We start from the raw sequence: 19470 nt of genomic DNA on the forward strand, positions 1-19470 counted from the left end.
AAGACGATGACGGGCAGGGGATCCGGTCGGGGTTTCGCGGCGGTCGCGTCGCCCATCGGGCGGTTTATCGCCGCCAGCGGCCTGACCAATCTGGGCGATGGCATCGCCACCGTCGCCTGGGCCTGGACGGCCTCGCTGCTGACTCGCGACCCGCTGTTGATTGCACTGATCGCCGTGGCGTTGCGCCTGCCCTGGGCGCTCTTCGCGCTGCCGGCGGGGATCGTCACCGACCGGACCGACCGCCGCCTGCTGATCCTGCGCATGGACATCCTGCGGGCCACGGCCCTGGGCGCGGCGGCACTGGCGCTCTGGTCCTCCCTGCCGCTCTCCGCGCCGCCGGAGACCGGCGTCTCCTCGCTCCCGGCCTTTATCGCGTTGGCTCTCGCGGCGCTGGCGGTCGGCGTGGCGGAGGTGTTTCGCGACAATGCCGCGCAGACCATGCTGCCCGCGCTGGTGCCGCGTCACCGGCTGGAGGCGGCGAACGGGCGGCTCTGGAGCGTCGAGCTGACCGGCAACGCGCTGATCGGGCCACCGCTCGGCGCGGCGCTCATCGCCTTTGCCCTGCCGCTGCCCTTCGCGATCAACGCGCTGATCTATCTCTCCGCCGTGCTGGTGGTGCTGGGCATCAAGGGCCGGTTTCGCGCCGAGCAGGTGGAGCGGCGCGGCTGGCGCCATGAGCTGGGCGAGGGCATCGCCTTTCTGCGCGCCTCGCCGCTGCTGCAACTGCTGGCCTGGCTGACCGGGTTCTGGAACCTGTTCTTTCAGATGGTGATGATCGCGCTGATCCTGCATGTGCAGGAAAATCTCGGCCTCTCGTCTTCCGCCTATGGCGCGATCCTCGCGGCGGGTGCCGTGGGCGGGATCTTTGGCGGCATCTTTGGCGAGCGCATCGTGCGGCGTATGGGGGCGGGGCCGGCGGCACAATGGATGCTTTTTGCCTCCGTTCCGGCCTTTGTCGGGGTCGCGCTGGCACCCGACGCCTGGTCGCTGTCGCTGATCCTGGCGCTCTTCGAGTTCGCCGGTCTGGTCTGGAACACGGTCTCGGTCTCGACTCGTCAGCGGATGATCCCCGACCGGCTGCTGGGCCGGGTCAACAGCGTCTACCGGCTGCTGGCCTGGGGGATGATGCCGATGGGACTGATGCTGTCAGGGCTGATCGTGCGCGGCGCCGAGCAGATTCTGCCGCGCGATATCGCGCTTACCGCGCCGTTCTGGGTCGCCGCCGCCGGCATTGCCGTGCTGACGCTGGCGGGCTGGAAGCGGCTGGGCGAAGGGCTCGCCCGCCACGCGGCGCAGAGCGCGTAGGGTGGGCAATCCTGCCCACCGCTATGTCTCAAACCGGCGCTTCACCCTGCCTTGGCGGGCAGCGCCTCCTGCAATGCCGTCCAGAGCTTGAACGGCGTCACCGGCATGTCGGGCAGCTTGGCGCCGCGCTCGGCGATGGCGTTCTCGATGGCATTGGCCAGCGCCGGCATGGCGCCCACCGTGCCGCTCTCGCCCGCGCCCTTGACGCCGGTGGGGTTGGTTGCGGTCGGCACGGGATGGCTGCCCGCCTCGATGCTGCAATAATCCGAGATCCGCGGCATGGCGTAATCCATGAACGAGCCGGTGATGATCTGCCCGTCCTCGTCATAGACCAGATCTTCCATGAGGATCTGCCCCGCTGCCTGCAACACGCCGCCATGCAGCTGGCCCTTGACGATCATCGGGTTGATCTCGAAGCCGACATCGTCGACCAGCACATGGCTCAGCACATCGACAGTGCCGAGATCGGGGCTGACCTCGACCTCGCAGACATGGCAGCCATTGGGGAAGCTCGGGCCGCCCAGCTCGCTGCGGCCGTATTCGTGGAAACCGGGCTCCATTCCGCTCGGCAGCATGTCGGGCGAGAAGGCGGCGCGCGCCACCTCCTGGAACGAAATGTGCTGACCGGAGGAGGCGACGGTGTATTCGCCGGAGTCGAAGGACAGATCCGCCTCGCCCACCTGCAACAGATGCGCCGCGATGCGCTTGCCCTTGGCCACCGCCTTGGCGATCGCGTCCTCGACCGCCGCCGAGGCAAAGGTGGCGCTGCGCGAGCCGCCGGTGCCGACGCCGTCCTTGATCTCGCGCGTATCGCTCTCGACCACGGAAATCTCGGCGCCATCATAGCCCAGCCGGTCCGAGACATATTGCGCGAAAAGGGTGCTGTGACCCTGACCGTGGTTCGTCGTGCCCGCCAGCACGGTCACGCTGCCATCCTCGGCGAATTTCAGCTCGGTGGTCTCGTAGCCCGCGCTGCCGGCGGTCTCGATGCACATGGCCACGCCGATGCCGCGCAGCTTGCCGCGCGCGGCAGACTCGGCCTTGCGGGCGGGAAAACCGGCGTAATCCGCCGCCGCCAGCGCCTTGTCGAGCACCGCTTCGAACTCGCCGCAATCATAGGTGAAGGTCAGCGCGGTCTTGTAGGGCAGGGCATCCGCCGGGATCAGGTTGCGGCGGCGGATCTCCACCGGGTCCATGCCCAGCTCGCGCGCCGCGAGGTCCACCATGCGCTCGATGACAAAGGCGGCCTCGGGGCGGCCCGCGCCGCGATAGGGGGCGACGGGGCCGGTATGGGTCCAGACGCCCACCGCCTCCACGCTCATCGCCGGGATGGTGTAGGGGCCGGCCATGGAACCGAGGTTGAGCACCGCCGGGGCCAGCCCGAAGAACCCGGCAAAGGCGCCGAGATTCGAGACGGTCTCGGCCTGAAAGCCCAGGAACCGGCCCTCATCGTCGACCGCCAGCGCCGCGTCGACGATCACGTCGCGGGCGTGTTCGTCGCCGGTCAGCACTTCGGTGCGGGTGGCGGTCCATTTCACCGGGCGGCCCAGCCGTTTCGAGGCCCAGCCGACCAGCGGCATCTCCATGTTCATCGAGCCCTTGAGCCCGAAGGAGCCGCCGACATCGCCGGGCACCACATCGACCTGATCGGGGGTGACGCGAAACACCTTCTCGGCGAGCATGTCGCGGAACGAAAACGAGCGCTGTACGCCGCCATAGATCGTGTAGTGATCGCGCTCCGCATCGTAATCGCCGGTGACCGAGCGCGGTTCCATCGGGTTGGCGTGGATGCGGTTGACCACCAGCCGTTCGCGCAGCACATGCGGCGCTGTGGAAAGCGCCGCCTCTGCCGCCTCTGCATCGCCGATCCTGTGGACAAAGACCTCGTTGCGCGGAAACGCCTCCCAGACCTGGGCGGCGTTCTCGTCGCGGGCATGGGCGGTGGCGATGGCGGCGGGCAGCGGGTCGAGATCAAGCTCCACCGCCTCGGCGGCCAGCGCCGCCTGTGCGGGGGTTTCGGCGACCACCAGGGCCACCGGTTCGCCGACATAGCGCACCCGGTCGGTGGGCAGCGGCTTGCGTCCCGGGTTGACGAAAGAGGTGCCGTCGGGTTTTGGCAGCGGCGGTTTCATGACGATGCCGGGGTTGACCACCTCGCCGAGCCCGTCCGCGTCCCAGTCGGCGCCGGTCAGCACCGCCAGCACGCCCTCCATCTCAAGCGCCGCCTCGGCGTCGATGCCGGTGATCCCGGCATGGGCATAGGGCGAGCGCACGATGGCGGCATAGGCCATGTTCGGCAGTCGCACATCGTCGGAATACTGGCCGCGCCCGGTCAGCAGGCGGTCGTCCTCGTGGCGGGGATTGGCTTCTCCGGGGCTGAACTTCATGGCGCTTCCTTCCTCGCTGTTGCGGCGGCGCGGGGGTGACCGGGCCGGACGCATCCCGTGGCAATTGTATTGACAATGCAATGCGCGTGCCAGCGTGCCGCCTCTCGGGGGCCGTTGCGGGAAAGAGTGCATCGCCGGGACCGAAAGGCAAGCCCCGGCGGCAGCGTTCAGGGGCGGCGCTTGTAGAGCATGGTGACGTCCATCTCTTGCAGGAGCGTGCCGTCATGACGCACGAACTTGCGCTTGAGACGGACGGTGCCCTTGTCGGGTTTGCTGGTTTCCTTTTTCGACAGCACTTCGAGCTCCACATGGAAGGTGTCGCCATGCTTGACCGGCACCAGCATGCGCCAGGCGTCGATCTGCAAGAGCGCGATCAGCGTGCCGTCATTGATGCCGCTGGCATATTGCAGCCCGGCGGCCACCGCATAGACCAGCGGACCGTGGGCGATGGGCTCCTGAAATGGGGTGGTCTTGCAATATTCCCAGTTGGTGTGGACCTCGTTGAAATCGCCCGAGAGGCAGGCGAAATTCACGATATCGGTGGAGGTGATGGTGCGGGACGGCGTGGTCACCGTGGCGCCGACCTCGAAATCTTCCCAATACATGCCGCGTATTTCGGTGGTCATTGTGGTCTCCTTACGAACAGATGAGGGGGGTCGCATGACCCAGGCGGACATGCGGGACGGGGCCGCCGCGTTGGGGCGGCCCGGACGGGATCGGATTGTCAGAGGTAGGCGCCTAGGCGACGGCGCTGTGTTTGGCCCGCGTGGAGGGCCGGGCCAGCAGATCCATGACCGGCGCCATCGACGCCGCCTCCGGCAGGGTATCGACCGAGGCCATCAGCTCCTCGGCGCTCACAGCCGCGTCGTTGGAGCCCAGACAATCGGTCACCTTGTCGAAAAGCTGGTCGCGGGTGAGCGGCTTTTCCGGGCTGCCCGAGACGTCCGGCCCGTCGAAGCGGCGGATCTCGCCGCTGGTCAGCTCGGCCTCGACCACCACCGGCGACATCGAGAGGAAATCGACCTCCGGGTTGGCCTCGACCACGACCTTCTCGGCGACGAACGCGCCCACGGGAGATTGCCGGATGCGGTCGATGGTGATGTCGTCGATCTTCATGGCGCCCTGCGCCAGCGCCACCGAGGTGGAATAGGCGACCGAGAATTGCGCATCCACCACGCCCGCCTTGGTGTGATCGAAATCGCGCCCGGTCATGTTCACCGCCTGACCGCTGGGCATGATCTTCAGCCGCTTGATGTTTTCCGGGCGCAGCCCCTGCCGGTGCATCTCGATGCCGACGTCGATGGAGGCATGGGTGAAGCGGCAGGTGGGGTAGGGCTTGAGGCTGAGATCGGTGACCATGGAGCAGGTCTCCATCCCGCCCAGCATCACGTCGCGGTCCCACTCGCCGTCCTGATAGAGCGCCCAGAACCCGGCGCGGCCTTCGAACACATTGCGCGGGCCGTCGACGCCCGCCTCGGCAAGCGCGGCGGCAAAGAGCGTGTCCTTGGCCAGCATCGCGGGCTGGAAGCGTTTGGCGAGGCTGCCGTCGATGATGGATTGCAGGCTGCCCGAGGTCTGGGCGAGCTGGTGCCCCAGCGCGTCGACCGTGGTCTGGGTGTCCCATTTGCCCAGATGCCCCAGCGCGAGAATGGTGCCGATGCCGCCGCTGATCACGCTGTAATTCCAGCCCTTGCGCGCCTTGGGGCCGCCGGCACGACCGATGCGCATGGCGCCGTCGATGCCCACGGCCAGCGCGGTCAGGAAATCCTTGCCGTCGCAGGCGATGCCGCGCTCCTCCATATAGGCCATGAGCGCGGGCAGCAGCACCGAGTTGGCATGCAGCGGCACCTTGTCGTCGGTGTCGTCGTAATCGAGCGCGTGCAGGCTGGCGGCGTTCATCACCGCCGCCATCGGCCCCATGGCGTGACCGAACCCGCCCCAGACCGTCACCGTCCCGCCCGGCCATTGCCTGCCGAACCCGGCCCGCGCCTCGCCCACGCCGGGGGCATTGGTGCCCGCCAGCGCGCAGGCCAGCGTATCGGTCAGCGCGGCCTGTGTCGCGGCCACGGTGGCCTCGGAGAGATCGCCATAGGAGCGCGCGAGCGCGGTCTCGGCAAAGGGAAATGCGACATCGGATTTGGCTTGCATAGGGTCTCCTCCCGGCTGCCGGAAGGGCAGCGTCCTCGGGGCAAATCTGCTCTGAATGGAAGGCGTTAGTCCAGTTAGACTTCCCGCCGCCAGCGTTCAGAAAAACTGACCGGATGGGTGGTAAGAATCTCTGAACGACGGGTCGAAACCTACGACTGTACTTTACGCCTCACCGGCGGCACTTCGATAGGACGGGGGCTGCGAACCGTGCCGCCCCGCGCTTGTGTCAGGGAGGAACATACATGCCGGCGGTCTCTGAAACTCTGCCTCTTGAGGGCGTGAAGGTGCTGGAGCTTTCGCATCTCATTGCCGGGCCCTATTGCTGTCAGCTTCTGGCCGAGGAGGGCGCCGAGGTCATCAAGGTCGAGCCGCCCAAGGGCGAGCTGGCCCGCCTGCGCGAGCCGATGCGGCGCGGTGCCAGGGGGCATATGTCGTCTTTCTACGCGGCGCTGAACCGCGACAAGAAGAGCCTTGCGCTGGATCTGAAATCCGAAGCCGGGATCGAGGTCTTCCACGAGCTGCTGGGCCAGGTGGATGTGCTGGTGACCAATATGCGCGCCGCCGCGCTGGAGCGGCTGGGGCTGCACCCCGCCGAGCTGCACAAGCGTTATCCCCGCCTGATCATTGCCAATATCAGCGGGTTCGGGCTGGAGAACGCGGGCGAATTCGGCGACCGCGCCGGGCTTGCGATGACTGGCGAGGCGATGTCGGGCAGCACCGGCATGACCCGCGACCGTGAAGGCCGACCCGTCTGGTGCGGCTATGCGCTCGGCGATGTGGCCACCGGCATGACGGCGCATTCGGCGATCCTGCTGGGGCTGCGCAATCAGGAGCGGCTCGGCAAGGGGCGGCTCATCGACCTGACCCTGCCGGAATCGCTGCTGCCGATGCTCTCGGTCGCGCTGGCGCGCATCCAGATGGCCGATGAAAAGATCAACCAGACAGCAGGCGGCAACAATTTCCACGGCGTGCCCTATGGCGTCTTCACCGCGAAGGACGGGGCGATCACCCTCGGCGTCAATTCCGATGCGCTGTGGAAGAAATTCGCCCGCGGCATCGGGCGGCCCGAGCTCGCCGACGACCCGCGCTATGCGCTCTATCTCGACCGGGTAAAGCATCAGCCCGAGGTGCTGAAGCTGACCGAGGCCTTCACCTCGCAGCACACCCGCGACGAGCTGACCGAGATCTTCGGCAAGGCGGATGTGCCGGTGGCGGGCATCCTGTCGCTGAAAGAGGTGCTGGAGAGCGATTATTACGTGCTGCGCGGCTCGTTCCGCGAGGTGCAGGACGGGCTCGGCGGCACGATCCGGCTGCCCGGCGATCCCACCGGCTTCGACGACCGGGGCAAGCCCTCGGTGCTGCCGCTGCTGGGCGAGCATAACGACACGATCCTGACGGAATACGGCTTCGGCGCCGAGACGCGCGCGCGGCTCGCCCGCGCCGGCGCCTTCGGCGCGGTGGCTGCCGAACAGGTCGCCTGAGCCCGGCCAACCCGAGACAGAAACACAGACGGAGGAGACCCAGATGCTGGACGCATTGGATTCGAACTATGACGGCACGCTGGCGGATGTGCTTCAGGCCACCCGCAACGTGACGAAACGCTACCCCCAGGAATATTACCGCGAGCTGGACCGCGTCGGCGGCTACCCGCACGAGTTCATCAAGGACGCCATGGCGGCGGGGCTCGGCGCGGTGATGGTGCCGGAGGAATATGGCGGCATGGGGCTTGGCTGCCGGGAGGCCTCGGTTGTGGTCGAGGAAATCCACCGCTCCGGCGGCACCGGCTCGATGATCCACGGCCAGCTCTTCATGATGGGCATCCTTGCCCGCCACGGCTCGCCCGAGCAGAAGAGGAACGTGTTGCCCAAGGTCGCTGACGGCTCGGTGCGGCTGCAATCCTTCTCGGTGACCGAGCCCAACGCCGGCACGGATACCTCCAAGATCCAGACCCGCGCCCGGCGCGGGGGCAAGGGCTGGATCGTCAAGGGCCAGAAGGTCTGGACCTCGCGGATGGACCACACCGATATGTTCATCGTCTTCGCCCGCACCAGCGAGGCGCCCGAGGGCAAGCCGTTCCGGGGCCTGTCCTGCTTCCTCGTCGACAAGCGCGAGGTCGATCCCAAGCAGATCACCACGCGCAAGATCGACGCCATGTTCAACCACCACACCTATGAGGTCTGGTATGACGATATGGAAATCCCCGAGGACGCGCTGATCGGCGAAGAGGGCAAGGGGTTCTATTACCTGCTCGACGGGCTCAACGCCGAGCGGGTGATGATTGCCGCCGAATGCATCGGCGACGGCAAGTGGTTCCTGGAGACGGCGGTGAACTATTCCAAGGAGCGGGTGATCTTTGGCCGCCCCATCGGCCAGAACCAGGGCGTGCAGTTCCCGCTGGCGCGCGGCTATGCCAACCTGATGGCCGCCGATGCCATGCGCTGGAAAGCCGCCGAACTCTTCGACAATGGCGAGCCGGCGGGTGCCGAGGCGAATATCGCCAAGATGCTGGCCTCCGAAGCCTCGTGGGAGCTGGGCTTTCACTGCCAGCAGACCCATGGCGGGTTCGGCCTCGCGGTGGAATACGACATCGAGCGCAAGGTGCGCGAGAACCGGGTGTTCCAGATCGCGCCGATCTCGACCAATATGGTGCTGAACTATATCAGCCAGCATGTGCTCGGCATGCCGCGCTCGTATTGAGGGCATCATGGCGGGACTGTATTTCGAGGAATATACCGACGATTGGGAACGGGTGAGCGCCACGCGCACCATCACCGAGGAGATGGTGGCGGAGTTCGTGGCTTTGTGCGAGTTCACCTCGCCCACCTATACCGATCCGGACTATTCCCAGCGGCTTTATTCCGGGCGCCTCGTGCCCGGAATCTTCGTCCTCTCCATTGCCGAGGGCCTGATCCTGAATGACGGGCTGACCAGCAAGCGCGGCATCTACCTGCTTGAGCTGACGCCGAAATTCCTCAAGCCCAGCTTTGCCGGGGACACGATCCACAATGTGGTGACGCTGCATTCCAAGCGCCTGACCAGCAAGCCCGACCGGGGCGTGGTGGTGACCAACCACGATGTGGTGAACCAGAAGGGCGAGGTGGTGATCAACTACACCTCCACCCGGATGATCCGCACCCGCGCCTTTGTCGAGCCCGAGACGGCAGGCGCCTGAGCGGGTCGGGCGGATTGCGGCCCTTGCTCCTGGCTGCGATCCGCCGGCTGAGGCTCTGGCGCGATATTGACAAACTTTGCCATCGGGTCCAGATTATGGGCATGGCAACGATGAACGTCTCCCTCCCCGAGCCGATGAAATCCTGGGTCGAATCCCGCACCCGGGACGGGCGCTACAGCAATGTCAGCGATTATGTCCGCGACCTCATCCGCCGCGACCAGTCGCGCCAGCAGGCCATTGCCGAGATCCAGGCGCTGGCCGACGAGGGCATGCGGAGCGGCGAGGCGCAGCCCTTCGACATGGCCGCCTTTCTCGAAAGCAAGACCGCCGGGACGCGCTGAGAGATGCTCCAGATCAGGCTGCGCCCGCGCGCGGTGGCGGATCTCGATGCGATCTGGGCGCATACGGCTGAGCGCTGGGGCACCGAGCAGGCCACGGCCTATCTCACCGGGCTCGACGCCGCCTTTACCCTTCTCGCCGAATTCCCCGAGATCGCCCGGCTGCGTGAGGCGTTCACGCCGCCGCTGCGCATCCACCCCTGTCGCGAACATCTGGTGATCTACCGCGCCGAGACGGATCACCTCGATATCCTGCGCATCGTCCATGGCCGCGCCAACTGGGCGGAGTTTCTGGCCGAATAACGCGCGAAACCGCCCCTGCCGCTCGAAGTTTCGGCAGTTGCCCCGCGCGCGGGGGGCAGAGGGCGCGGCAAATCTGGAACCTGCCCGGAACGGGTGCCAAAGCTTGGCCAAAGACGTTTCCGAAGCAGGAGAGATCAAATGCCCGTCTATTTCGCGACCGCCGGTCACGAAAGATACCGGTTCGAGTCGCTCGCGGCCTTGCTGGCGGCGGCCACACCGGCGCGCTCCGGCGATGAGCTGGCCGGCCTTGCCGCCGAGAGCGAGGTGCACCGGGTCGCGGCACGGTTCGCGCTGGCCGAACTGCCGCTGGCGGAGTTTCTCAACGAATCCGTGGTGCCCTATGAAGATGACGAGGTCACAAGGCTGATCGTCGACAGCCATGACAGGGCGGCCTTTGCGCCGGTGGCGGCGATGACCGTCGGCGATCTGCGCGACTGGCTGCTTTCGGATGCCGCCGACGGCGCGGCGCTGGCGCGGCTGGCGCCGGGGCTGACACCGGAAATGGTGGCCGCCGTCTCCAAGCTGATGCGCAATCAGGATCTCATCGCGGTGGCGCGCAAATGCCAGGTGATCACCAGGTTCCGCAACACCATCGGCGGGGCCGGGCGGCTCTCGACACGGCTTCAGCCCAACCACCCCGCCGACGATCTGCGCGGCATCGCGGTGGCGGTGCTCGATGGGCTGTTGCAGGGGGCGGGCGATGCGGTGATCGGTATCAACCCGGCCTCCGACAACCTGTCGAACTGCACCGAGATCCTCAAGGCGCTCGACGATCTGCGGCTCGATTTCGACATGCCCATGCAGAGCTGCGTGCTGACCCATGTCACCAATACCATCGAGATCATCAATGCCGGCGGGCCGGTCGATCTGCCCTTTCAGTCCATCGCCGGGACCGAGGCCGCCAATCGCGGCTTTGGCGTCGATCTCGCGGTGCTGGGCGAGGCCAATGACGCCGCACGCTCGCTGGGGCGCGGCACGGTGGGCAACAATGTGATGTATTTCGAGACCGGGCAGGGCGCGCCGCTCTCGGCGGATGCCCATCATGGCGTCGATCAGCAGACCCTGGAGGTGCGCGCCTATGGCGTCGCCCGCGCCTATGAGCCGCTTCTGGTGAACACGGTCGTGGGCTTCATCGGGCCGGAATATCTTTATGACGGCAAGCAGGTGATCCGCGCCGGGCTCGAAGATCATTTCTGCGGCAAGCTGCTGGGCCTGCCGATGGGGGTGGATGTCTGCTACACCAACCATGTCGAGGCCGATCAGGACGATATGGACACGCTGATGACGCTGCTTGCGGCGGCGGGCGTGAATTTCGTGATCTGCGTGCCGGGCTCGGACGATGTGATGCTGAGCTATCAGAGCCTGTCCTTCGAGGATGCCACTTATCTGCGCCGGACCTTCGGCCTGCGCCCGGCGCCGGAATTCGAGGCCTGGCTGGCGCGGATGGATCTGGCGCAGAGCGGCGCCGGCCCGCGCGCGCTGCCGGATCTCGGCGGGCTGGTGCAGCGCATGGGGCTGTCGTCATGAGCGAGGCAGAGTTTCCCGATGTGGTGCACCGGCTGAGCGATCTCACCCCGTCGCGGGTGCGGCTCGACCCGACGGGCAGCGCCGCGCCGCTTTCGGCGGTGCTCGATTTCCAGCTGAGCCATGCCCGCGCCCGCGACGCGATCCGCAGCCCGGCGGACTGGGAAGGCATCACGGACGCACTGACCGGGCAGGGGCTGGAGGTGCTCGACCTGCACAGCCAGGCGGAGACTCGCGACATCTATATCCGCCGCCCGGATCTGGGGCGCCGGCTGGCCGCCGACAGCCGCGCGCGTATCGCGGCCTCGGCGCCCGATCTCGCCATCGCCATTGTCGACGGGCTCTCGGCCACCGCCGTCAGCACCCATGCCGCCAATATGGTGCGCGCCATTGCCGGGGCGCTGCCCGAGATCGCCATCGGCCCGGTCGCGCTGGTGCGCGAGGGCCGGGTCGCCATCGGTGACGAGATCGCCGCCGCCATGCAGGCGCCGCTCTGCCTGGTGCTGATCGGCGAGCGCCCGGGGCTTTCGGTCTCGGACAGTCTCGGCGCCTATCTGACCTGGGATCCGAAGCCCGGCACCGCCGACAGCCGTCGCAACTGCGTGTCGAACATCCACGGCCGGGGCGGGCTGAGCTATGACCGGGCGACGGATCTGCTGGCCTTCCTGATCCGCAAGGCGCGCGAACTCGGCGCCACCGGCGTGGCGCTCAAGGACGACCGCCCCTCGGGGCCGGCGCTCTCCGCCCCCGACTGACGACGAGACGCTCAGGCGAATTCCGGGCGTTCGCGCTTCATCTTGCGCACCATCGCGTCGAAGAGCAGCGTCGCAAAGGCGGCGTTGTCCTTGAGCCGCTGGGCATCCTCGGCGCATTTGCGCTTGATCTCGTCGGAAAGTTGCACGTTCGGGCCGGGGATCGCGGCGGCGGCGCACTGGATTTCCGCCGCGCGCTGCACCGTCCAGAGCAGGAAGAAGGTGAGCGGAATATCCGCCTCGCAGACGGCGATGCCGTGGTTGCGCAGCACCAGCACATGCTTGTCACCCAGCGAGGCCAGCATGCGCTCGCGCTCGTCGTCATAGATCGTGATGCCTTCGAAATCGTGATAGGCCACGCGACCGTAAAGTTGCGCGCCGTTGAAGGTGTTGTGGTCGATATGGCCGTCCTTCATCACGATGGCGGAGATCGGCGTGGTGTGGGTATGTGCGATGCAACCCACATCCGGCCGGTGCTGGTGGATCACCCCATGCAGGGCGAAGCCCGCAGGGTTGGGCCGGTAAGGGCTCTCGCGCTTGAGCTTGCCGTCCACCCCGACCACCAGCAGGTTTTCCGGGGTTACTTCGTCATAATGCAGCCCCAGCGGGTTCACCAGATAGGCATGCTCCTCGCCCGGCAGGCGCACCGAGATGTGGTTGAAGATCAGTTCGGTCCAGCCGAGATAACTGACCAGATGATAGAAATCGGCGAGCTGCGCGCGCAGCTCCGCTTCGCTCATCCCGGCCATCGGCGTGGACTCCTTGTGGATCTGTGTCGGCGTGTTCATCGGCATGTCCTCTAGAAACGCGGCGGTGCCGGCAGAGCTTTTAGAGTAATGTTCATGCAATGACTTTCGGGGTCAACGCGAGCAACCGCCATTTTTAATATATCTCTTGCGTTGTTCCAAGGGAGAGTAATTACAGTAACCTTACCGCTTCAAGCTTGGGCAATCCCCGGCGCGGAGATCAAATTTTGCGCGCGGGCCGTTCCGCGCCCACTCTTCCGGAAGGACTCACATGCCCCAGGATTCGACTCTCGACGCCCTCACCCGCCGCATCGCCTGTCTTGAGGCGGAAAGCGACGTGCGCCGGGTGCAGATGCGCTACATGTTCCTCTGCGACACGCCGCTGCCGGAATTCGGGGTGCGCGACGATGCCGAGCGGGTCGACCTGATCATGGAGCTTTTTTCAGAAGAGGCGGTTTGGGAAGGGGTGGGGGAGTATTACGACAACCAGTTCGGCCGCGCCGAGGGCAAGGCGGCGGTGCGCCGTCACTTCGAGGCATTCTGGGGTGGCAAGACCGACCCGGCGCTGATCCTGAATTGTCATTACGTGACGTCCGAACAGATCACCGTCGCGCCCGACGCGATGACGGCGACCGGCCAGTGGGTCCACATGCAGCCCTGGCTGTTCTCCGATGGCAAGGCGTTGCTGCGGTCCTCGCGTCTGTTCAACACGTTCCGCAAATGCGAGGATGGCAAATGGCGGTTCACCCGCAACCGGACGGAAAACGTCTTTGTCGCGCCGCTGCCGGCGACCTGGGCCTCGGACTACCCGTCGAAATCGGTGCTGATGGCGCCGTGAAGAGGGGCGGTGCCGGCTAGCTCTGCTTGCAGCGTTTGACCTCTTCGACCATCTCGCGAAAGTCATGCAGGGCCGCGATTTGAGCATAGCTGAGCTTTGTGCAGTCCAGATCGGCCTGGTCAATCAGCACATCAAGCGCTTCCGACATGCGCCCGATCTGGTAGCCATAGCTGCCGACGTCGTCCAAAATGCGCCGTTCGAGCTCGGGTTTTGCCGTGCGGCCGAGGTCGATATTGATGAACCCGATCTGCCCCACGTTTTCGAACCAGTTCGACCAGATATCGAAAGCCTGTGTCACCGCGCCTCCAAAAGGCGCCGAAATCCGCATTGCCATGGCGTTTCTCCAAGAATGTCCTTGCTGCATCGCAGCATTGCCAAGGCCAGGCGTCAAGGTTTTCCGCCGCAACAGATCGCCCGGCCGCGCCGGAGGTCGCGCTGTCGGCACCGTGTTCCCGAACACCGCCAACCGATCGGTCATCCTCACCAGAGCGCCAGCCCCGGCACCAGCAGCGTCAGCACCAGAATACCCGCCTGGATCAGCACGAAGGGAATGACCGAGCGGTAAATCTGGGTGATCTCCACATCCGGCACGCTGTTCTTTAGGTAGAACAGGGCCATGCCAACCGGCGGGGTCAGAAAGGAGGTTTGCAGGCAGATCGCCATAAGGATCGCCACCCAGGCCGGATCGTGGCCGAGGGCAGTCAGCACCGGCAGGACCAGCGGCGCCACGATCAGGATGATCTCCATCCAGTCGAGAAAGAACCCCAGCAGAAACACGATCACCAGGATCAGCACCAGCGTGCCGGTGGGCGGCAGCGGGATCGCGTGCAGCGCCGCCTCGATCAGCCCGTCGCCGCCATAGCCGCGCAACACCACCGCAAAGCATGAGGCCCCAAAGATAAGCGCGAAGAGAAAGGCGGTCGTGATGCCGGTCTCTTCGCAGACCGCGCGGAACCCCGCCCAGCTCAGCCGCCGCGATCCCAGTGCGATCAGTGTTGCGCCGGCGGCGCCGACGCCCGAGGCTTCGGTGGGCGTGGCGATGCCGAAAACGATGGAGCCCAACACCGCCACAACCAGCAGCAGCGGCGCCACCAGCGTGCCCAGCAGATCGCGCAGCATCGCACCCGCGCCGCGGCGGTCTTCCAACGGGCGGGCAGGGGCGCGCTCGGGATGCAGGATCGCCGCGCCCACTGCGTAGAGCACATAGGCCAGCGCCAGAAGCAGCCCCGGCAGCATTGCGCCGCGAAACAGATCGCCTACAGGGATCTGGAGCTGATCGCCCATCACGATCAGCATGATGGAGGGCGGAATCAGGATGCCGAGGCAGCCCGTTGCCCCCACCACCCCGAGGCCCAGTCTGTCGTCATAACCCGCGCCGCGCATCGCCGGCATGGCAATGGTGGCGAGCAGCACCACCGAGGCCCCGATGATGCCGGTGGAGGCAGCGAGTACCACGCCGATCAGCACCACCGAGACCGCCATGCCGCCGGGCACCACCCGCAACAGCCCGTGCATCCGGGTCAGCAGCCGCTCGGCAACCCCGGATTTGTCGAGCATCAGCCCCATGAAGACGAACATCGACATCGGGATCAGCGAATAGCTCGACAGCGTGTCGAAAATCCGGTTGGCGACGAAGCCGATCATCCGCAGCGAAGCCATGTCGGCCTCGACCGCAAACGCGTCGAGCAGCGTTCCCAGCGCGGCGAAACCCACCGCAACGCCGCCCAGCACGAAGGCAATGGGATAGCCCGAGAACATCACGACCATGAAACCGGCGAAGAGCAGGAAGACGAAGAGCGCATCCATTGCCGGCTACTCCGCCATATGTCTGCGGCCGAACAGGGTCAGCAACGATCTCAACAGGATCGCGACGCCCTGGAGAAAGAGCAGGCTAAGCCCCGCTGCCATTACGAACTTGACGATGTAGCGCGCCGGCAGGCCAGAAGGCATCGGCGAGCCTTCCTTCAGCTTCCAGCTGTATTCGAAGATCGTCCAGGCGGAGCCGGTCACATACCACAGGAACGGAAACAGCAGGAACGCCGTGCCGAAGAGCTCGACAAGCGCCTTCTGCCGCGGCGACATCCGAGCGTGCAGCGCATCGACGCGCACATGCGCATCGCGCTGATAGGCCCAGGCGAGACAGGACATCACCGCCACCGCGTTCAGATGCCATTGCAGCTCTTCCAGCTCGATGGAGCCGATGCCGAGCACATAGCGGGAAAACACGTTGACGAGGATCGCCACCATCAGCAGCGGCAGGAACAGGCTTCCCGCGCGGCCGATCGCGGCGACGATGCGTTCGATGAGGGTGACGAGGCGGTGCATGATCCGTCCGGACAGAGCGGCGCCGGGGGGCAGGGGGCCCTCCGGCGCGCCATGGTGCTCAGCGGGTGCCGGCCCAGGCCGCGGTCTTCTCACGATAGGCTGTGAGCGAGTCCCACACCCGCTTGAAATCTGCGTCCTTGGCGGTCTGCTCGGCGATCACCTCGTCGAAGGCGGCGCGCAGCGGCTCCAGCACCTCCGGTGTGAAGGACCGGATCTCGACCCCCGCCGCCTCGATCTCTGCGATGGCATCGCCGTTCAGGGTGAGGGTCGACATTACCGATTGCAGGTTCACCGCCTTGCAGGTTTCCTCGATCAGCACCTGCTGGCTTTCCTCCAGGCTCTCCCATTTCGCCATATTGATGATCAGCTCGTTCATTGCGGCGGGCTGATGCCAGCCGGGCAGGTAGTAGTATTTGCCCACGTCCTGAAGTCCGAGCGTGATGTCGATCGCGGGCATCGAAAGCTCTGTGCCGTCGATGATGCCCTTTTCCATGCCGGGATAGATCTCGCCGCCCGGCAGCAGCACGATGGACGCACCGACCTTGGCCATGGCCTCGCCCGCGAGACCGGCGAAGCGGATCTTCTTGCCCTTGAGGTCCTCGACGCTGTTGATCTCGAAATTGTACCAGCCTCCGGCTTCACTATCCATCAGCCCGCAGGGGATCGTCTTGACGCCCTGCGCGGCGTAGATCTCCGACCAGATCTCGGCACCGCCGCCGTCATAGAGCCAGCCGGTATGGGTGATCGCGTCGGGGCCGAAGGGGATGCCGCCAAAAAGCTGCACCGCCGGGAAACGGCCCGCCACATAGAGCGGCGAGGTGATGCCGGCATCGAGCGAACCCTGCTGCACCGCGTCGAAGATCTGAAGCGATGGCACGAGCTTGCCCGCGCCGTAGATGGTGACATCCAGCGAGCCGCCGGACGCGGAGGTGAGCTTTTCGCCGAGATAGGCGGCATTGGCGCCCGAGGCGGGCATGGTCAGCGGCCAGGCGCTCTGGATGTCGAGCTTGGTATCGGCGGCGGCGGGGGCGGCAAGGGTCGCCGTGAGCGCCAGGGCGGCGAGGGGGCGGGGCAGTCGGATCATGGCGGAATTCTCCTGTTGGTCGGATCGCCTGTTGGCTCAGGGCGTCATTGCATCGGCAGGCTGAACGCTTGCCAAAATACATGCATATTACTGTTAATAACTGCGAAATATCGCATTTCTTCCAATATTATCATATTGAAAAAGGTGACAATTCCAGCAATGCGGAAAAAACGGGCAGAAAGCCTCGCTGCCGTGCGCTGCTGGTAACCTTTTGGGCGCGGGCGCGTTCAGCCGCCTGGGGCAGGTGCCCTCTCGCGCAACCGGTTCAGCGCTGCGTCGCGTGCGGTGGCGGGCAGGGGCAGCCGCTCTGCCGCTCCGATCTCCGCCAGAAGCCGTGCCAGCAGCGGCATGTCGCGCCCGTCGCGCCGCGCCAGCTCCAGCGGAGCGCGGCAGATCGCGTCGAGTTCCAACGCACGCCCGGCGCGGGCATCCTGCAACATCGAGGTGGGGAACTCCCCGGCGTCGAGCAGCAGATCGACCAGCCAGTCGTCGCCGGGCAGGTCATGGCCCCGCGCCGCCGCCCAGCTGCGGAACGCGCCGGCGAGCCCCAGCGCGATGCCGCGCAACCGTTTGTCGCGCCCGGTTTCGGCCAGCGTGGCGCCGGTGAGCGCGGTCAGCGGATTGGTGGCGAGATTGGCCAGCAGCTTGACCAGAACCTTCTGCCGGATGTCTGGGCAGAGATCGCTGCGTACGCCGCCCGCCTCCAGAAGGGCGATCAGCGCGGCGATGCGCGCCGGATCGGCGCCGCCTGCCACCGGCCCCAGGCTCAGCGTTGGGGTGTTGGAGGAGATCGCCACGCCGGCCGCGTCCATGCGCACGGTCATCAGCAGCACCGCCCCCAGTACCTGTCCCGGCGACAAACTGGAGGCCAGCACGCCCTGCGGATCCAGATGCGGCACCTGCCCGATGCCATCGGGCCCGGCAAAGAACCAGAAGGGCATGCCGTTCACCATCGGGATCACCAGCGTGTCGGGGGTGATGGCATGGCGGTTGGCGCTGACCGCCGCCGCGAGGCTTTGCGATTTCACGCAGAGAAACAGCGCGTCCACCGGGTGTGGCAGGGTCTCGGCTGTCGCCACTCGCGCCTCGATGAGGGTGCCGCGCTCGTCGAGCGCGACGCCCCTTGCCGCGACCTCCGCGCCGCGCGGCCCCCGCGCCGCCAGGGACACGCGCGCGCCGGAGCGCGACAGCAGCGCCGCCATCGCCGTGCCGATATTGCCGGCGCCGACGATGCCGATTTCCGCAATCCCGCTCATCCCCGCGCCCCTATGTCAGCAGCAGCACCAGCGACGGCACCAGCGTCAGCAGGCCGATGCGCAGCACATCCATGATCACGAAAGGGCCGAGCCCGCGAAAGATCGTACTCAGCCGCACATCCGGCACCACCGAGCGCAGTACGAAGGCGTTCATCCCCACCGGCGGCGTGATGTAGGAGATCTCGGTCACCATCACGACGAAGATCCCGAACCAGATCAGATCCACCCCATGCGCCGCCGCGATGGGGTAAAACACCGGCACGGTGAGCATAATCATCGACAGGCTTTCCAGCACGCAGCCCAGCACCAGATAGATACAGAGGATCGCCAGGATAAAGGCCATCCGGCTATCGCCGAACAGGCCGAGAAAGCTTTGGATGTCGCGGGTCATGCCCGACATATTCACGTAATTGGTGAAGGTCAGCGCGCCGAACAGGATGAAGAACATCATCGCCGTGGTCTTCATCGTGTCGTAGAGCACCAGCATCATCGCGTTGAGCGAAAAGCGCCGTTGCAGGACGACCAGCAGCAGCGCGCCGCCGGCGCCCATGCCGGCGCTTTCGGTGGGGGTGAAGACACCCAGATAGATCCCGCCCATGATGAAGGTGAAGAGCACCAGCGCCCCCGCGGTGCCCTTGAGCGCGCGCAGCCTTGCGCCCAGCGGCAGCTTTTCCTCGACGGGCAGGTCGATCTTGCGGAGCTTAAGCGACAGCTTCACCGCGATGGAATAGCCGATGATGCCGATGATGCCGGGGATGATCCCGGCCAGGAACAGCTTGCCGATATCCTGCTGCGTCATGATCCCGTAAAACACCAGGATCACCGAGGGCGGGATCAGGATGCCCAGCGTCCCGCCCGCCGCGATGGAGGCGGTGGAGAGCTCGTCGGGATAGCCGAATTTGCGCATCGAGGGCAGCGCGATCCGGGTCATCGTCGCGGCGGTGGCCATGGAGGAGCCCGAGACCGAAGAGAAAGCGCCGCAGGCGACCACTGTGGCGGTCGCCAGCCCGCCCTTGCGGTGGCGCAGCCAGGCATAGGCCGAGGTGTAGAGATCCTCGGCTACGCCGGACTGCACCACGAAATTGCCCATCATCAGGAACAGCGGCAGCACCGAAAGCGAATAGTCGCGGCCATTGTCGAAAAACACCGATCCCAGCAGCGATAGTGCCGGCGTCCAGCCGATGATCGAGGCGACGCCGACCAGCCCGACGCCCGCCAGTGCGAAGGAGATCGGCACGCCGACGAGCAACAGCACGCTCAGGATCGCGATGCCTACCGGCCAATGTTCCATG

General features: G+C 66.0%; 19 protein-coding genes. 9 read left to right on the plus strand and 10 right to left on the minus strand.

The window, feature by feature from the left end:
• The first annotated feature begins 6 nt into the window (after positions 1-6).
• Positions 7-1305: an MFS transporter gene (locus I6N89_RS18685; protein WP_207020027.1), complete on the plus strand. Its 1299-nt coding sequence runs from the start codon at positions 7-9 to the stop codon at positions 1303-1305.
• A 41-nt stretch (positions 1306-1346) separates the two neighbouring features.
• On the opposite strand, the gene I6N89_RS18690 is transcribed toward I6N89_RS18685, so the two are convergent.
• The 3 genes from I6N89_RS18690 to I6N89_RS18700 form a co-directional block, all read right to left on the minus strand.
• A complete protein-coding gene (locus I6N89_RS18690) occupies positions 1347-3692 on the minus strand; it encodes a xanthine dehydrogenase family protein molybdopterin-binding subunit (protein WP_207020028.1) in 2346 nt (781 codons plus the stop codon).
• Positions 3693-3859: 167 nt separating this feature from the next.
• Positions 3860-4318 (minus strand): MaoC/PaaZ C-terminal domain-containing protein, encoded by a 459-nt coding sequence (locus tag I6N89_RS18695; protein WP_207020029.1) that lies wholly within the window; start codon positions 4316-4318, stop codon positions 3860-3862.
• 112 nt (positions 4319-4430) lie between these two features.
• Complete coding sequence (locus tag I6N89_RS18700; protein ID WP_207020030.1) at positions 4431-5840, minus strand: MmgE/PrpD family protein; 1410 nt, start codon at positions 5838-5840, stop codon at positions 4431-4433.
• A 242-nt stretch (positions 5841-6082) separates the two neighbouring features.
• On the opposite strand from I6N89_RS18700, the gene I6N89_RS18705 reads away from it, so the two are divergent.
• The 7 genes from I6N89_RS18705 (at position 6083) to eutC (ending at position 11932) form a co-directional block, all read left to right on the plus strand.
• Entirely contained in the window at positions 6083-7321 is a 1239-nt protein-coding gene (locus I6N89_RS18705) for a CaiB/BaiF CoA transferase family protein (RefSeq protein ID WP_207020031.1), read from the plus strand.
• Between the two features lie 43 nt (positions 7322-7364).
• Positions 7365-8537 (plus strand): acyl-CoA dehydrogenase family protein, encoded by a 1173-nt coding sequence (locus I6N89_RS18710; RefSeq protein WP_207020032.1) that lies wholly within the window; start codon positions 7365-7367, stop codon positions 8535-8537.
• Positions 8538-8544: 7 nt separating this feature from the next.
• Positions 8545-9012, plus strand: coding sequence for a MaoC family dehydratase (locus tag I6N89_RS18715; RefSeq protein ID WP_207020033.1), 468 nt, complete (start codon positions 8545-8547; stop codon positions 9010-9012).
• A 101-nt stretch (positions 9013-9113) separates the two neighbouring features.
• On the plus strand, positions 9114-9353 hold the full coding sequence (locus I6N89_RS18720; RefSeq protein ID WP_076706261.1) for a type II toxin-antitoxin system ParD family antitoxin: 240 nt from the start codon (positions 9114-9116) through the stop codon (positions 9351-9353).
• Positions 9354-9356: 3 nt separating this feature from the next.
• A complete protein-coding gene (locus tag I6N89_RS18725; RefSeq protein WP_207020034.1) occupies positions 9357-9653 on the plus strand; it encodes a type II toxin-antitoxin system RelE/ParE family toxin in 297 nt (98 codons plus the stop codon).
• A gap of 138 nt (positions 9654-9791) precedes the next feature.
• On the plus strand, positions 9792-11180 hold the full coding sequence (locus I6N89_RS18730; RefSeq protein WP_207020035.1) for an ethanolamine ammonia-lyase subunit EutB: 1389 nt from the start codon (positions 9792-9794) through the stop codon (positions 11178-11180).
• A complete protein-coding gene (gene eutC, locus I6N89_RS18735; RefSeq protein ID WP_207020036.1) occupies positions 11177-11932 on the plus strand; it encodes an ethanolamine ammonia-lyase subunit EutC in 756 nt (251 codons plus the stop codon). Before I6N89_RS18730 ends, eutC begins: the two co-directional genes overlap by 4 nt.
• Positions 11933-11943: 11 nt before the next feature.
• Here eutC and I6N89_RS18740 read toward each other — a convergent pair whose 3' ends face one another.
• Complete coding sequence (locus I6N89_RS18740; protein ID WP_207020037.1) at positions 11944-12717, minus strand: class II aldolase/adducin family protein; 774 nt, start codon at positions 12715-12717, stop codon at positions 11944-11946.
• Positions 12718-12946: 229 nt separating this feature from the next.
• Between I6N89_RS18740 and I6N89_RS18745 the strand changes: the two genes are divergently transcribed.
• The gene (locus I6N89_RS18745; RefSeq protein ID WP_207020038.1) at positions 12947-13513 is read left to right on the plus strand and encodes a nuclear transport factor 2 family protein; all 567 of its coding nucleotides are present in this window, start codon (positions 12947-12949) and stop codon (positions 13511-13513) included.
• 16 nt (positions 13514-13529) lie between these two features.
• Here the strand turns inward: I6N89_RS18745 and I6N89_RS18750 are convergent, their stop codons facing one another.
• The 6 genes from I6N89_RS18750 to I6N89_RS18775 all read right to left on the minus strand — a co-directional run bounded on the left by I6N89_RS18750 (position 13530) and on the right by I6N89_RS18775 (position 19469).
• Positions 13530-13847 (minus strand): hypothetical protein, encoded by a 318-nt coding sequence (locus tag I6N89_RS18750; RefSeq protein WP_207020039.1) that lies wholly within the window; start codon positions 13845-13847, stop codon positions 13530-13532.
• Positions 13848-13993: 146 nt separating this feature from the next.
• A complete protein-coding gene (locus tag I6N89_RS18755; RefSeq protein ID WP_207020040.1) occupies positions 13994-15319 on the minus strand; it encodes a TRAP transporter large permease in 1326 nt (441 codons plus the stop codon).
• A gap of 6 nt (positions 15320-15325) precedes the next feature.
• Positions 15326-15838 (minus strand): TRAP transporter small permease subunit, encoded by a 513-nt coding sequence (locus I6N89_RS18760; RefSeq protein WP_207020041.1) that lies wholly within the window; start codon positions 15836-15838, stop codon positions 15326-15328.
• Between the two features lie 58 nt (positions 15839-15896).
• Positions 15897-16922, minus strand: coding sequence for a TRAP transporter substrate-binding protein (locus I6N89_RS18765; RefSeq protein WP_207020042.1), 1026 nt, complete (start codon positions 16920-16922; stop codon positions 15897-15899).
• Between the two features lie 227 nt (positions 16923-17149).
• Positions 17150-18178 (minus strand): ketopantoate reductase family protein, encoded by a 1029-nt coding sequence (locus tag I6N89_RS18770; protein ID WP_207020043.1) that lies wholly within the window; start codon positions 18176-18178, stop codon positions 17150-17152.
• Between the two features lie 10 nt (positions 18179-18188).
• On the minus strand, positions 18189-19469 hold the full coding sequence (locus tag I6N89_RS18775; protein ID WP_207020044.1) for a TRAP transporter large permease: 1281 nt from the start codon (positions 19467-19469) through the stop codon (positions 18189-18191).
• Between the last annotated feature and the right edge of the window lies 1 nt (position 19470).

Source organism: Salipiger abyssi, assembly GCF_017311415.1.
GTDB classification, from domain to species: domain Bacteria; phylum Pseudomonadota; class Alphaproteobacteria; order Rhodobacterales; family Rhodobacteraceae; genus Salipiger; species Salipiger abyssi_A.

Excerpts from the sequence above, each read along its gene's own strand:
- I6N89_RS18695 (WP_207020029.1), bottom strand. The coding sequence starts at position 4,318 with ATGACCACCGAAATACGCGGCATGTATTGGGAAGATTTCGAGGTCGGC.
- I6N89_RS18705 (WP_207020031.1), top strand. The coding sequence starts at position 6,083 with ATGCCGGCGGTCTCTGAAACTCTGCCTCTTGAGGGCGTGAAGGTGCTG.
- I6N89_RS18765 (WP_207020042.1), bottom strand. The coding sequence starts at position 16,922 with ATGATCCGACTGCCCCGCCCCCTCGCCGCCCTGGCGCTCACGGCGACC.
- I6N89_RS18770 (WP_207020043.1), bottom strand. The coding sequence starts at position 18,178 with ATGAGCGGGATTGCGGAAATCGGCATCGTCGGCGCCGGCAATATCGGC.
- I6N89_RS18720 (WP_076706261.1), top strand. The coding sequence starts at position 9,114 with ATGGCAACGATGAACGTCTCCCTCCCCGAGCCGATGAAATCCTGGGTC.
- I6N89_RS18700 (WP_207020030.1), bottom strand. The coding sequence starts at position 5,840 with ATGCAAGCCAAATCCGATGTCGCATTTCCCTTTGCCGAGACCGCGCTC.
- I6N89_RS18685 (WP_207020027.1), top strand. The coding sequence starts at position 7 with ATGACGGGCAGGGGATCCGGTCGGGGTTTCGCGGCGGTCGCGTCGCCC.
- I6N89_RS18755 (WP_207020040.1), bottom strand. The coding sequence starts at position 15,319 with ATGGATGCGCTCTTCGTCTTCCTGCTCTTCGCCGGTTTCATGGTCGTG.
- I6N89_RS18710 (WP_207020032.1), top strand. The coding sequence starts at position 7,365 with ATGCTGGACGCATTGGATTCGAACTATGACGGCACGCTGGCGGATGTG.
- I6N89_RS18725 (WP_207020034.1), top strand. The coding sequence starts at position 9,357 with ATGCTCCAGATCAGGCTGCGCCCGCGCGCGGTGGCGGATCTCGATGCG.
- I6N89_RS18745 (WP_207020038.1), top strand. The coding sequence starts at position 12,947 with ATGCCCCAGGATTCGACTCTCGACGCCCTCACCCGCCGCATCGCCTGT.
- I6N89_RS18750 (WP_207020039.1), bottom strand. The coding sequence starts at position 13,847 with ATGGCAATGCGGATTTCGGCGCCTTTTGGAGGCGCGGTGACACAGGCT.
- I6N89_RS18775 (WP_207020044.1), bottom strand. The coding sequence starts at position 19,469 with ATGGAACATTGGCCGGTAGGCATCGCGATCCTGAGCGTGCTGTTGCTC.
- I6N89_RS18690 (WP_207020028.1), bottom strand. The coding sequence starts at position 3,692 with ATGAAGTTCAGCCCCGGAGAAGCCAATCCCCGCCACGAGGACGACCGC.
- eutC (WP_207020036.1), top strand. The coding sequence starts at position 11,177 with ATGAGCGAGGCAGAGTTTCCCGATGTGGTGCACCGGCTGAGCGATCTC.
- I6N89_RS18730 (WP_207020035.1), top strand. The coding sequence starts at position 9,792 with ATGCCCGTCTATTTCGCGACCGCCGGTCACGAAAGATACCGGTTCGAG.
- I6N89_RS18740 (WP_207020037.1), bottom strand. The coding sequence starts at position 12,717 with ATGAACACGCCGACACAGATCCACAAGGAGTCCACGCCGATGGCCGGG.
- I6N89_RS18760 (WP_207020041.1), bottom strand. The coding sequence starts at position 15,838 with ATGCACCGCCTCGTCACCCTCATCGAACGCATCGTCGCCGCGATCGGC.
- I6N89_RS18715 (WP_207020033.1), top strand. The coding sequence starts at position 8,545 with ATGGCGGGACTGTATTTCGAGGAATATACCGACGATTGGGAACGGGTG.